The organism is Streptomyces sp. NPDC020780 (assembly GCF_044334475.1).
Lineage (GTDB): Bacteria > Actinomycetota > Actinomycetes > Streptomycetales > Streptomycetaceae > Streptomyces.
On the sequence record NZ_JBIRTB010000001.1, the window covers coordinates 21,485 to 34,679 of the forward strand.

Annotated in this window: 12 protein-coding genes; 9 read left to right on the forward strand and 3 right to left on the reverse strand. The window is 72.7% G+C overall.

Annotated elements, in window-relative coordinates; translation table 11 throughout:
• Positions 1-133 precede the first annotated feature (133 nt).
• Complete coding sequence (locus ACH4VO_RS00115; RefSeq protein ID WP_360993304.1) at positions 134-340, reverse strand: acyl-CoA carboxylase epsilon subunit; 207 nt, start codon at positions 338-340, stop codon at positions 134-136.
• A 20-nt stretch (positions 341-360) separates the two neighbouring features.
• A complete protein-coding gene (locus ACH4VO_RS00120) occupies positions 361-1,950 on the reverse strand; it encodes an acyl-CoA carboxylase subunit beta (protein WP_360993301.1) in 1,590 nt (529 codons plus the stop codon).
• A 186-nt stretch (positions 1,951-2,136) separates the two neighbouring features.
• Here ACH4VO_RS00120 and ACH4VO_RS00125 point away from each other — a divergent pair, with 186 nt between their 5' ends.
• The 5 genes from ACH4VO_RS00125 to hutH all read left to right on the forward strand — a co-directional run bounded on the left by ACH4VO_RS00125 (position 2,137) and on the right by hutH (position 8,251).
• Positions 2,137-3,006 (forward strand): biotin--[acetyl-CoA-carboxylase] ligase, encoded by an 870-nt coding sequence (locus ACH4VO_RS00125; protein ID WP_360993298.1) that lies wholly within the window; start codon positions 2,137-2,139, stop codon positions 3,004-3,006.
• Positions 3,007-3,171: 165 nt separating this feature from the next.
• Complete coding sequence (locus tag ACH4VO_RS00130) at positions 3,172-4,368, forward strand: adenylate/guanylate cyclase domain-containing protein (RefSeq protein ID WP_360993294.1); 1,197 nt, start codon at positions 3,172-3,174, stop codon at positions 4,366-4,368.
• A 126-nt stretch (positions 4,369-4,494) separates the two neighbouring features.
• Positions 4,495-5,307, forward strand: coding sequence for an enoyl-CoA hydratase-related protein (locus tag ACH4VO_RS00135; RefSeq protein ID WP_360993292.1), 813 nt, complete (start codon positions 4,495-4,497; stop codon positions 5,305-5,307).
• A gap of 148 nt (positions 5,308-5,455) precedes the next feature.
• Positions 5,456-6,622 carry a GGDEF domain-containing protein gene (locus ACH4VO_RS00140; RefSeq protein WP_360993289.1) on the forward strand — a complete coding sequence of 389 codons (1,167 nt, stop codon included), beginning with the start codon at positions 5,456-5,458 and terminating at the stop codon, positions 6,620-6,622.
• Positions 6,623-6,691: 69 nt separating this feature from the next.
• On the forward strand, positions 6,692-8,251 hold the full coding sequence (hutH, locus tag ACH4VO_RS00145) for a histidine ammonia-lyase (protein WP_360993286.1): 1,560 nt from the start codon (positions 6,692-6,694) through the stop codon (positions 8,249-8,251).
• Positions 8,252-8,309: 58 nt separating this feature from the next.
• Here the strand turns inward: hutH and ACH4VO_RS00150 are convergent, their stop codons facing one another.
• Positions 8,310-8,642, reverse strand: a complete 333-nt coding sequence (locus ACH4VO_RS00150; protein WP_360993284.1) for a hypothetical protein — start codon at positions 8,640-8,642, stop codon at positions 8,310-8,312.
• Between the two features lie 108 nt (positions 8,643-8,750).
• Here ACH4VO_RS00150 and ACH4VO_RS00155 point away from each other — a divergent pair, with 108 nt between their 5' ends.
• The 4 genes from ACH4VO_RS00155 to ACH4VO_RS00170 all read left to right on the forward strand — a co-directional run bounded on the left by ACH4VO_RS00155 (position 8,751) and on the right by ACH4VO_RS00170 (position 13,174).
• The gene (locus ACH4VO_RS00155; RefSeq protein ID WP_360993281.1) at positions 8,751-9,152 is read left to right on the forward strand and encodes a hypothetical protein; all 402 of its coding nucleotides are present in this window, start codon (positions 8,751-8,753) and stop codon (positions 9,150-9,152) included.
• A gap of 181 nt (positions 9,153-9,333) precedes the next feature.
• Entirely contained in the window at positions 9,334-10,602 is a 1,269-nt protein-coding gene (locus ACH4VO_RS00160) for an Ig-like domain-containing protein (protein WP_360993279.1), read from the forward strand.
• A gap of 582 nt (positions 10,603-11,184) precedes the next feature.
• Entirely contained in the window at positions 11,185-12,564 is a 1,380-nt protein-coding gene (gdhA, locus tag ACH4VO_RS00165) for an NADP-specific glutamate dehydrogenase (RefSeq protein WP_360993276.1), read from the forward strand.
• Between the two features lie 133 nt (positions 12,565-12,697).
• Positions 12,698-13,174: a helix-turn-helix transcriptional regulator gene (locus ACH4VO_RS00170; protein WP_360993273.1), complete on the forward strand. Its 477-nt coding sequence runs from the start codon at positions 12,698-12,700 to the stop codon at positions 13,172-13,174.
• Positions 13,175-13,195 lie beyond the last annotated feature (21 nt).

Here is a 13,195-nt window from a genome sequence, read left to right on the forward strand (position 1 = left end):
GCGCGTCGGGATGGGGCCGCGGCCTGGCGCCCCTCCCCCCCACCCCCGACCTCCTCGTGGCGGCGCGCGCCGGGGGGGGGGGCCCCCCCGCCCCCCCCCCCCCCCCCCCACGGCGCTCCCGCTCGGTGCGCCGTCACACGGGCCAGTACGTCCGTGCCCAGGAGCGCGGACCGGGGCGCGGCGCCCCCTGGCGGGCGATTCGGCCCGGGTCCGACCACTGTTCCGGGGGAAGAGGGGCGCCGGGCGGCGGGGCGGCGACCGCCGCCGCACGCGCCCGGACCACCGCGAGCGCGGCGGCGAGCTCTTCCGGGGTCGGATTGCCCCGTACGACCTTGATCATGGTGGCTCCCGGTGGCTGGGTCAGAGGGGGATGTTGCCGTGCTTCTTCGGCGGCAGCGACTCTCGCTTCGTACGGAGCTGGCGCAGGCCCCTGACGAGGTGTGCCCGGGTGTCGGACGGCATGATCACCGCGTCGACGTATCCGCGCTCGGCCGCGACGTACGGGTTCAGGAGGGTGTCCTCGTAGTCCGCCATCAGCTTGGCGCGGGCGGCTTCCCTCTCGTCGGCGTCCTCGACCGCGGCGATCGTGCGGCGGTGCAGGATGTTCACCGCGCCCTGCGCGCCCATCACCGCGATCTGCGCGGTCGGCCAGGCGAGGTTCAGGTCGGCGCCCAGGTGCTTGGAGCCCATGACGTCGTACGCGCCGCCGAAGGCCTTGCGGGTGATCACCGTGATCAGCGGGACGGTGGCCTCGGCGTAGGCGTAGATCAGCTTGGCTCCGCGGCGGATGATGCCGCCGTACTCCTGGTCGACACCGGGCAGGAAGCCGGGCACGTCCACGAAGGTCAGGACCGGCACGTTGAACGCGTCGCAGGTGCGCACGAAGCGGGCGGCCTTCTCGCTCGCGTCGATGTCCAGGCAGCCGGCGAACTGCATCGGCTGGTTGGCGACGATGCCGACCGGATAGCCCTCGACACGGCCGAAGCCGGTGATGATGTTCGGCGCGAACAGCGCCTGCGTCTCCAGGAACTCGCCGTCGTCGAGCACGTGCTCGATGGCGGTGTGCATGTCGTACGGCTGGTTCGCCGAGTCCGGGATGAGGGTGTCGAGCTCGCGGTCCTCGTCCGTCGTCCCCAGGTCGGCCTCCTCCGGGAAGGCGGGGGCCTCGGAGAGGTTGTTCGACGGGAGGTACGACAGCAGGGACTTGACGTACTCGATGGCGTCCTTCTCGTCACCCGCCATGTGGTGCGCCACCCCGGAGGTGGTGTTGTGCGTGCGGGCGCCGCCCAGCTCCTCGAAGCCGACGTCCTCGCCGGTGACCGTCTTGATGACGTCGGGGCCCGTGATGAACATGTGCGAGGTCTGGTCGACCATGACCGTGAAGTCGGTGATCGCCGGGGAGTAGACCGCGCCGCCGGCGCACGGGCCGACGATCAGGGAGATCTGCGGGACGACACCCGAGGCGTGGACGTTGCGGCGGAAGATCTCGGCGAACAGGCCGAGGGCGACCACGCCCTCCTGGATACGGGCGCCGCCGCCGTCGTTGATGCCGATCACCGGGCATCCGGTCTTCATCGCGAAGTCCATGACCTTCACGATCTTCTCGCCGTAGACCTCGCCGAGCGAGCCGCCGAAGATCGTGAAGTCCTGCGAGTACACGCAGACGGGGCGCCCGTCGACGGTGCCGTAGCCGGTGACGACCCCGTCCCCGTAGGGGCGGTTCTTGTCGATGCCGAAATTGGTGGACCGGTGACGTGCGAACTCGTCGAGCTCCACGAAGGAACCCTCGTCGAGCAGGAGTTCCACGCGCTCACGGGCGGTCAGCTTGCCCTTGGCGTGCTGTTTCTCCACGGCGCGTGCGGAACCCGCGTGTGTGGCCTCGTCGATACGGCGCTGCAGGTCCGCGATCTTTCCCGCGGTCGTGTGGATGTCGCTCTGCGGCTCGGACATCGGGTGGCGGCTCCCTGCCTGGTCACGGGGACGGCTGGTTCGTGCTGTCCGGCACCTCCGGTGCGGCGCCGGACACGGACGGCTCGACGGCAACCTGCTCGCCGGCCGGTCTTGCTACTGATCCGTAGCGTATCGGCGCGGATACCGTTCGGCAGTGCGTCGTTGGACACACCTAATGTGGGGCGTATGACACCTCCGGACGCCGCACACAACCGCTGGTCGGACCTCGACAGGCCGCCCCTGAACGCCTCCGCGCTGCGGCGCGCCCTGGTGCGGCCGGGCGGGCTGTGGAGTTCCCTCGACGTCGTCGAGCGGACCGGCTCCACCAACTCCGACCTCGCGGCGCGTGTCTCCGGCCCCGGGGCGGCCGAGGGCGCGGTGCTGGTCGCCGAGGAGCAGACCGAGGGCCGCGGGCGGCTGGACCGGAGGTGGTCGGCACCGCCCCGGTCGGGGCTGTTCTTCTCGGTCCGCCTCACGCCCTTGGAGGTGCCCGTCGAGCGCTGGGGGTGGCTGCCCCTGCTGGCCGGAGTCGGCGCCGCCACCGGGCTCGCGCGGTCCGCGGGCGTCGACCTCGCACTGAAATGGCCCAACGACCTCCTGGTGACCGTCGGGGACACGGAACGCAAGACCGGCGGCATCCTCGCCGAGCGGGCCGGGGACGGCGTCGTCATCGGCATCGGCGTGAACGTCTCGCTGCGCGCGGCCGAACTGCCCGCCCCGCACGCCGGCTCCCTGGCACTCGCCGGCGCGGTCTCCACCGACCGCGAGACGCTGCTGCGGGCCGTCCTGCGCTCGCTGGAGCAGTGGTACGGGCGGTGGCGCGAGGCGAAGGGCGACGCCGCCGAGTGCGGGCTCCAGGCGGCGTACGCGGCGGGCTGCGCCACGCTGGACAGGACGGTGCGGGCCGAGCTCCCGGGCGACCGGACGCTCGTGGGTGAGGCCGTCGCGATCGACGGCGACGGCCGGCTGGTCCTGGCGACCGGCGACGGGCTCCAGGAACCCGTGTCGGCCGGCGACATCGTCCACCTGCGCGGCGCGGAGGGCGGGCTGACCTGACCGGGCCGGCGGCCCGCGTGGGGCCGCCACCACGGGTGATGTCGTCCATGAGGCACCCGGACCGGACGGCCGGGGACGTGAGCCACGGCACATCTGCCGTATCGTTGAGGCGATCCAGCGACAGATCGGCAGGGCAGTGCGCAGGGAACGGGCAGGAGGCGGCCGGTGACCGTCGACGACACGAGTTCCGGCGAGGGTGCGGACCCTCCGGCGGAGCCCTCGGTCCATCCCACGCCGCACCACGAGGTCGACCACACGGCCGAACCGAGCGACGACCCCCTCGCGATCCGGCTGGAACAGCTGATCCTGGGGGCCGACCGCCGGTACACGCCGTTCCAGGCGGCCAGGACCGCCGGGGTCTCCATGGACCTCGCGTCCCGCTTCTGGCGGGCCATGGGCTTCGCCGACATCGGGCAGGCCAAGGCGCTCACCGAGGCCGACGTGCTGGCCCTGCGCCGGCTGGCCGGTCTGGTGGAGGCCGGGCTGCTCAGTGAGCCGATGGCGATCCAGGTGGCCCGGTCGACCGGGCAGACCACCGCCCGGCTCGCCGAGTGGCAGATCGACTCCTTCCTGGAGGGGCTGACCGAGCCCCCCGAGCCCGGCATGACCCGCACGGAGGTCACCTACCCGCTGATCGAGCTGCTCCTGCCCGAGCTCCAGGAGTTCCTGGTGTACGTGTGGCGGCGCCAGCTCGCCGCCGCGACCGGGCGGGTCGTGCAGGCGGCGGACGACGAGGAGATGGTCGACAGGCGGCTCGCCGTGGGCTTCGCCGACCTCGTCGGCTTCACCCGGCTGACCCGGCGGCTGGAGGAGGAGGAGCTGGGCGAACTGGTCGAGGCCTTCGAGACGACCTCCGCCGACCTGGTCGCCGCCCACGGCGGGCGGCTCATCAAGACGCTGGGCGACGAGGTCCTCTTCGCCGCGGACGACGCGGGCACGGCGGGCGAGATAGCGCTCCGGCTGGTCGAGGCGATGGGCCAGGACACGACGATGCCCGCGCTGCGGGTCGGCATCGCCTTCGGCACGGTGACCACGCGCATGGGCGACGTGTTCGGTACGACGGTGAACCTGGCCAGCAGGCTCACGTCGATAGCGCCGAAGGACGCCGTGCTGGTCGACGGCGCGTTCGCCCAGGAGCTCACTCGGACCGGGGACGCCCCCGCCTCCGAGGCCCAGGCGGCCGAGGAGGCCGCCGCCGCGGCCGAGCGCGCCCGGCTGGCCGAGAAGGAGGGCCGGCAGGACGAGGAGCCGCCCCTGCCGGCGTACCGCTTCGGGCTGCAGCCGATGTGGCAGCGGCCGGTGCGCGGGCTGGGCGTGATCGAGCCGTGGCTGCTGGCGCGGCGCGGCACGCCGTCGTCCTGACCCCGCCCGGCGGCCGGGGGACGCGGCCCGTGCGCCCGCCGCTCCTCCTCGGGCCCCCGCCCCCTGGGGCTCGGGGCGCCCGCGTCCTAGGATCCCGGTAACGCTCGTTAACCGGAGGGGTGCGCCATGACCGTCACGTCCGAGCAGAGGTTCGGGGAATTCGTCGTCGTACGGCGGCACGAGGGCCAGGACCATGTCGCCGAACTGGTCCTCGACCGGCCCAAGGCCATGAACGCCGTGTCCACCGCCATGGCCCGCTCGATCGGCCAGGCCTGCGCCGCGCTCGGCGCCGACCCGGAGGTGCGGGCCACCGTCCTCACCTCCAGTCACGACCGGGCCTTCTGCGTGGGCGCGGACCTCAAGGAGCGGAACTCCTTCACGGACGCCGAGCTGGTGCGGCAGCGGCCCACCGCCCGGGCCGCGTACACCGGCGTGCTGGAACTGCCGATGCCGGTCGTCGCCGCGGTGCACGGATTCGCCCTCGGTGGCGGCTTCGAGCTGGCACTGGCCTGCGACGTGATCGTGGCCGACCGCACGGCCGTGGTGGGCCTGCCCGAGGTGTCCGTCGGGGTCATCCCGGGCGGCGGGGGTACGCAGCTGCTGCCCCGCAGGGTCGGCGCGGCGCGCGCCGCCGAGCTGGTGTTCACCGCCCGGCGCGTGGAGGCGGCCGAGGCGCGGGAGCTCGGCCTGATCGACGAACTGGTCGAGGCGGGCGGCGACCGGGAGGCGGCGCTGGCACTCGGCGGCCGTATCGCCGCCAACTCCCCGGTGGGGCTGCGCGCCGCGAAGCGGGCGCTGCGGCTCGGGCACGGGCTCGACCTGCGGGCCGGACTGGAGGTCGAGGACGCGGCCTGGCGGTCGGTGGCGTTCTCCGGGGACCGGGCCGAGGGCGTGGCCGCGTTCAACGAGAAGCGGAAGCCCGTCTGGCCCGGGGAGTGAGCGCGGCCCCGGCGGGCCGGTGCGAGCACCGTCCGTGCGGGTCCGCGGGGTGGGCCCCCGCGGGACCGGGCGTGCGGGCGCACCCGTAGTGAAGATCATCAGCTCCGTGAACCGCTCGGATCGCCGCAAACCTACCTAAGCTGGAGCGATGGGCGGTGATGAGGTGCGGCTGCGTGCCGTGGTGGCGCTGGCGCAGACGATGGCGGCGGCCTCCACCCCGCGGGACTCCTGGCGGGCGGCCGCGCTCGGCGCGTGCGAGGCCCTGGGCGGCAGCTTCGCCGCGCTGTCCGTCTGGGAACGCGACCGGGGCAGGCTCAGGGTGCTGGTGAACGTGGGGGAGCGGGCGCCGGGGGAGGAGGAGTTCCCCGAGGAGGAGACCTACCCGGTGCACCAGTTCCCGGAGATCACCGAGTTCCTGCACGAGCGGTGGGCCGGCGGCGGCGAGCCGGACGCCTGGGTGGAGACCGCCGACGGCAGCCGTGCCGCCGGGGCCCCTGCCCGGGGGTCCCGGCCGTACTGCCACCAGCGGGTGGCGGCCCTGCGGCGGCGCGGCCGGGGCTGTTGCGTCGTGGCGCCGATCGTCCTGCACGGCCGCGCCTGGGGCGAGCTCTACGTGGCCCGGCGGGCGGGGGCGCCCGTCTTCGACCGGGACGACGCGGACTTCGCGACCGTGCTCGCGGCCGTCGCCGCGGCGGGAATCGCCCAGACGGAGCGCTTGGAGGAGGTCCGGAAGCTGGCCTTCACCGACCCCCTCACCGGGCTCGCCAACCGCCGCGCGGTCGACATCCGGCTCGACGAGGCGGTGGAGCGGCACCGGGCGGAGGATGCGGTGGTCAGCCTGGTGGTCTGTGACCTGAACGGCCTCAAGGAGGTCAACGACACGCACGGCCACGCCGTCGGCGACCGTCTGCTGGAACGATTCGGCTCCGTCCTCTCGCTCTGCGGGGCGATACTTCCCGGGGCGCTGGCGGCCCGGCTGGGCGGGGACGAGTTCTGTCTGCTGACCGTGGGGCCCGGCGCCGACGAGGTGGTCCGGGTGGCCGAGGAACTCTGCGCGCGGGCCGTCCGCCTGGAGCTCGGGAACGGCGTCGCCTGCGGCGTCGCGTCGACCGGAGACGACATCGGTCCCGTACGTTCCGCGCGCCGGCTCTTCCGGCTGGCCGACGCCGCCCAGTACCAGGCGAAGGCTGCACACTCCAGGACGCCCGTGGTGGCGGGGCGGGACGGCGAGGTCATCCGGCTCGCCGACTCCCCGCCCCGCTCCCCGCACGACCGCCGCAGGCTCCGGGGGAGCCCGCCCGGGGGCGGGGGCTGAGGCCTCGGTAAGGGGTCGGCCGGGCGATCACTGGTGACATGCGGCGATTCAGTCCGTACGCTTCTGAATATGGATATGCATACAGTCGTGGTGGGGACGTCCGGCACCACCGCCGAGGACGTCATCGCCGTGGCCCGCAAGGGCGCCCGGGTCGAGCTCTCCGCGGCCGCCGTCGAGGCGCTGGCCGCCGCCCGCGAGATCGTCGACGCGCTCGCCGCCAGGCCGGAACCGGTCTACGGCGTCTCCACCGGCTTCGGCGCCCTCGCCAGCCGGCACATCGGCCCCGAGCTGCGCGCGCAGCTCCAGCGCAACATCGTCCGCTCGCACGCGGCGGGCATGGGCCCCCGCGTCGAGCGCGAGGTCGTCCGGGCGCTGATGTTCCTGCGGCTGAAGACCCTCGCCTCCGGGCACACCGGCGTACGCCCCGAGGTCGCCCGGACCATGGCCGATGTGCTGAACGCCGGCATCACGCCCGTCGTCCACGAGTACGGCTCGCTCGGCTGCTCCGGCGACCTGGCCCCGCTCTCGCACTGCGCCCTGGCCCTGATGGGCGAGGGGGACGCGGAGGGCCCCGACGGGACCGTACGTCCCGCCGGCGAGCTCCTGGCCGCCCACGGCATCACACCCGTCGAACTGCGCGAGAAGGAGGGGCTCGCCCTCCTCAACGGCACCGACGGCATGCTCGGCATGCTGGTGATGGCCCTCGCCGACCTCGAGAACCTCTACACCTCGGCCGACATCACCGCCGCCCTCTCCCTGGAAGCCCTCCTCGGCACGGACAAGGTCCTCGCGCCGGAGCTCCACGCCATACGCCCGCACCCCGGTCAGGGTGCCTCCGCCGACAACATGATGCGGGTGCTCGCGGGTTCCGGCCTGACCGGACGGCACTCCGAGGTCACGGGCGACGCGCCCCGGGTCCAGGACGCCTACTCCGTACGCTGCGCGCCCCAGGTCAACGGGGCCGGGCGCGACACCCTCGCGCACGGCCGGCTCGTCGCCGACCGCGAACTGGCCGCCGCCGTCGACAACCCGGTCGTGCTTCCGGGGGGCCGGGTCGAGTCCAACGGCAACTTCCACGGCGCGCCCGTCGCCTACGTCCTCGACTTCCTCGCCATCGTCGCCGCCGACCTCGGGTCGATCACCGAGCGCCGCACGGACCGCCTGCTGGACAAGAACCGTTCGCACGGGCTGCCGCCGTTCCTCGCCGACGACGCCGGGGTCGACTCGGGGCTGATGATCGCCCAGTACACCCAGGCCGCGCTGGTCAGCGAGTTGAAGCGGCTCGCCGTCCCCGCGTCCGTGGACTCGATCCCGTCCTCCGCGATGCAGGAGGACCACGTCTCCATGGGCTGGTCGGCCGCGCGCAAGCTCCGTACGGCCGTCACCGGACTCGCGCGCATCGTGGCCGTCGAGCTGTACGCCGCAACGCGCGCGGTCGAACTGCGCGCCGCCGGGGGCCTGATCCCCGCACCCGCGTCGCGGGCCGTCATCGAGGCGCTGCGGGCCGCCGGGGTCCAGGGGCCGGGACCCGACCGCTTCCTCGCCCCCGACCTGGCCGCCGCCGACGCCTTCGTACGCGAGGGGAAGCTGGTCGAGGTCGCGGAGACGGTGACCGGGCGTCTGGCCTGAGCCGGGGCGGGAGCGCGGCGGGCCGTCCCGGCCGTCGCGCTCCCGGCCGGGCCCGGTCTCAGAAGGCGGCCGTGCCGGCCCGGCGCACCGAGTAGGCGACGAGGCCCGCGCCGACGGCCAGGGAGACCGTGCCACCGATCACGTACGGGGTGGTGTCGACCCCGGCGCCGGTGTCGGCGAGCCTGTCCTGCGGGACGGGTTCCCCCGCCGGGGCGGCAGGTGCCTCCTGCGTGCCCTGCGTCGCCGGGGCCGCGGAGCCGGCGGACGACGGAGCGGAGCCGCTGCGCGGAGCCGTCCCGTCGGTGGCGTTGGCGGAGGGGACGAACCAGAGAGCACAGAGCAGGGTGCCTGCCGCCGTGGTGGTCAGCAGCATGCGACGAGCGACGGACACGTAATCGATCCCCTTGCGACAGCCATCGGTTGACCCCGTACGCCGATGCTAAGCAAACCTGCGGGCCGGAGGAAACCCGCAGGTCCCGCAAGCCGTACGCTCCGGCGTATGACCAGTGCAGAGACACCCGTATTTGTTCGGCTTCGCGTGGAGATGGTGCTGGAGATCACCGACCCGGACGCCCTGACCGGCACCGCGCTCGAGAGCATCGCCGCCGACTTCACCGCCTCGGGAGCGTCGTCCGACGAGTCCGCCGAGGAACGTACGCATGCCGAGGAGACGGTCAGGGAAGACGGAGCGGAGGCCCTCGCCTCGCTCATCGACCCGTTCGACCTGATCGGCCAGGTGCCCGGGGTGGAACTGGCCGAGGCGTCATGGAGCAGCGAGACGGTCGACTACGACCCCGACGCCGAGGACCGGTCGGCGGGGCAGGACGAGGACGAGACCTACTGCGGAGTCGGGGAGAATGCCACGGACGACGAGGAAATCGGCGGGAACACGGAACGCTGACGTCGGCGGACACGTCTGTGGGAGTGCGGGAACCACGGGCGCCGCGCACGCGTCGATGAGTGGTGTTCCCCACATATACGGCAGACGTGGAACGGAACACCTGTTCCAGGTGTTCTTGGAACATTGACGGGTTCGCCGTCAGGCGGCCTCGTCCGGGGATCTTTTCGGGGAATCGGCAACGATGGAGAAGCGTGTGATGACGGTCAGCAAGCGGCGCAGGGGCCTCATGGCCGCGTCCGCACTGCTCGGCGGTGTGCTGGTGCTTTCGGCCTGCAATGACGGCGGCGGTGGTACGAGCGCGAGCGCCGACAGTTCGAAGGCGTCGCAGGCGCAGGTGGACGAGGCGGCCGCCAAGGACACCTCCGAAGCGCAGATAACGATCGCGCCGAAGAACGGCGCCGTCAACGCGAGTATCAACAACGCGGCCCTGGTCACCGTCGCCAAGGGCAAGCTGACCCAGGTCACCATGGCCACGGCGTCCGGCGACGCCGTCGAGGGCACCCTCGCCGCCGACGGGTCCAGCTGGAAGCCGAAGGGTCAGCTCGAACGCTCGACCACGTACAAGATCAGTGCGACGGCGGCCGACTCGAAGGGCCGCGCGGCCCACGGCAACAGCTCCTTCACCACCGTCTCCCCGGAGAACAGCTTCATCGGGAACTTCACCCCCGAGGACGGCTCCACGGTCGGCGTCGGCATGCCCGTCTCGATCAACTTCAACAAGCCGATCACCGACAAGAAGGCCGTCCAGGCCGGCATCACGGTGACGTCGAGCAGTGGCCAGGAAGTCGTCGGCCACTGGTTCAACAGCCAGCGCCTGGACCTGCGCCCCGAGAACTACTGGCAGGGCGGCTCCACCGTCACGCTGAAGCTGGCGCTGGACGGCGTCGAGGGTGCCGACGGCGTCGTGGGTGTGCAGCAGAAGACGGTCACCTTCAAGGTCGGCCGCAACCAGGTCTCGACCGTCGACGCCAAGGCGAAGACCATGACCGTCACCCGGGACGGCAAGACGGTCAAGACGATCCCGATCTCCGCCGGATCCCCCGACAACCCGACGTACAACGGCCAGATGGTGATCTCCGAGAAGTTCAAGGAGACCCGCATGGACGGTTCGACGGTCGGCTTCACGGACGACGACGGCAAGGGCGAGTACGACATCAAGGACGTACCGCACGCCATGCGGCTGTCCACCTCGGGCACCTTCATCCACGGCAACTACTGGGGCGCCAAGTCCATCTTCGGCAGCGCCAACACCAGCCACGGCTGTGTCGGCTTGTCCGACACCAAGGGCGCGGACGACCCCGACACGGCCGCCGCGTGGTTCTACGACAACTCCATGATCGGTGACGTGGTCGTCGTCACGAACTCCCCGGACAAGACCATCGCCCCCGACAACGGGCTCAACGGCTGGAACATGAGCTGGTCGCAGTGGACGGCGGGCTCCCAGGCCTGACCGCGCGATCCCCCCGCGCTTCTTCCCCCTTCCGAAGGCGGCGGCACCCGGACTCACCGGGTGCCGCCGCCTTCGGCGTACGCGGGCCCGGGAGATTCCGACCGGAGCTCCGGGCAGGGGCACGGGCGGCGGCCAGGGGCAGCCGCGGTGCGAGGTCCGGGGCGCCGGTCAGTCGCCGGCGGGTACGCCGTGACCGCCGTCGGCCCCACCCCCTCACCGCCCGGCTCGGTTCCTCGGGCGCGAGCGGACGCATGGCCAAGGTCGCGGGCCGGTGCGCACCGGCGGCCGGGCGGCGGCCAGGACCCTCACGGCGCCTCCCGCCGGGCTGTGAGGTTCGCCACGCCGGGGCGCGGTGCGGTCCGGACACCCGCGACCCGTTCCGGCCCGCCGGAAGCGGTCCCCGGGATCCGCGGCGCCCCCGCCGGGAGCCGGGGCGCGAGGCCACTATGTGAAACGGCTCCCGGGAATGCGACGACCCGCTGGGACAATCGGCCGGTGCGGCGGTCCGCCATGGACCGGTGGCGCCTCCGGGGACAGGGAGCGCCGACGCGCACGAGCCCACCCACGGAAGGTCTTGATCACATGCCGGCCAGCTCCGACCCCGTCATCCAGCACACCGTCGACAACCCCGTCATCGAGCCGCTCTACGCGGAGGTGCTGCGCCGCAACCAGGGCGAGACGGAATTCCACCAGGCGGTACGCGAGGTCCTCGAAACCCTCGGCCCGGTGCTGAACCGGCGGCCGGAGTTCGTCGACGCACGGATCATCGAGCGGATCTGCGAGCCGGAGCGCCAGCTCATCTTCCGGGTGCCGTGGGCGGACGACGCGGGGGACATCCACGTCAACCGCGGCTTCCGCGTCGAGTTCTCCAGCGCACTCGGCCCGTACAAGGGCGGACTGCGCTTCCACCCCTCGGTCAACCTCGGCATCGTGAAGTTCCTCGGTTTCGAGCAGATCTTCAAGAACGCCCTGACCGGTATGCCGATCGGCGGCGGCAAGGGCGGGTCGGACTTCGACCCCAAGGGCCGCACGGACGCCGAGATCATGCGGTTCTGCCAGTCCTTCATGACCGAACTCCACCGCCACCTGGGCGAGTACACCGACGTCCCCGCCGGTGACATCGGCGTCGGCGGCCGGGAGATCGGTTACCTCTTCGGCCAGTACAAGCGCATCACCAACCGGTACGAGTCCGGCGTCCTCACCGGCAAGGGCCTCGGCTGGGGCGGCGCGCTGGTGCGCACGGAGGCGACCGGGTACGGCTGCGTGCTGTTCACGGCCGAGATGCTCCGGGTCCGCGGCGAATCCCTCGACGGCCAGCGCATCAGCGTGTCCGGCTCCGGGAACGTGGCCATCTACGCCATCGAGAAGGCCCAGCAGCTCGGTGCGACCGTCGTCACCTGCTCCGACTCGGGCGGCTACGTCGTCGACGAGAAGGGCATCGACCTGGCCCTGCTCAAGGAGGTCAAGGAGACCGGCCGCGGCCGGATCTCCGAGTACGCCGAGCGGCGCGGCCCGCACGTGCGGTACGTCGAGGGCACGGGCGTCTGGGCCGTCCCCGTGGACGTGGCACTGCCCTGTGCCACCCAGAACGAACTCCACGAGCCCGACGCCCTCGCCCTCGTACGCAACGGTGTGAAGGCGGTCGCCGAGGGCGCCAACATGCCGACCACCCCCGAGGCGGTCCGTGTGCTGCAGGAGGCAGGCGTCGCCTTCGCCCCCGGCAAGGCGGCCAACGCGGGAGGGGTGGCCACGAGCGCCCTGGAGATGCAGCAGAACGCCTCCCGTGACTCCTGGACCTTCGCCCACACGGAGGAGCGCCTCGCCGAGATCATGCGCCACATCCACGACTCCTGCTTCACCACGGCCGAGAAGTACGGCAGCCCGGGCAACTACGTGGCCGGCGCGAACATCGCGGGCTTCGAGCTGGTCGCGGACGCGATGCTGGCGCAGGGCCTGATCTGACGCACGCTCGGGGCGCCGGGAGTCCGGTACGGCCCCGGTCGGTCGTCCACACGCGGATTAGCCACCAGCAGATTCGCCCGGCGCGGAACGCTTCCACCTCCCGCGCCGGGCACGGCGCTCCTAGGCTGGGGCGATGAGCAGCCACGCGCAGAACCGAGCCCGAGCCCGCGTCGTCTCCCTTCGACTCGTCACCGTGACGCCGGGGCCCACCCCGGCTCCCGCTCCCAGAGAACCTCTCTGGCGGGATGTCGTCGGTGACGTCCTGCGCCGCGAGCGGCTCGCCCAGGAGCGGACGCTCAAGGACGTGGCCGAGGCCGCCCGCATCTCGATGCCCTACCTCTCCGAGATCGAGCGCGGCCGCAAGGAGGCCTCCTCGGAGGTCCTCGCGGCCGCGGCCCGTTCCCTCGGACTCGGGCTGGCGGAGGTGCTGTCCCTGGCCCAGGAGGAGCTCGCCCGCCGGAGCCGGGTCCGGCTGCCGTCCCGTACGACCGCCGCCCGGCCGGCCCCTGCCCGGCTGTCCTCCACCCAGCTGTCCTCCACCTGGCTGTCCCCGTCCCGGATGTCGTCCTCTTCCCGCGCGCCGATGGGCGAGGTGCGGCTGGCCGCCTGACGGCGGGCCCGGGAGGGGGCG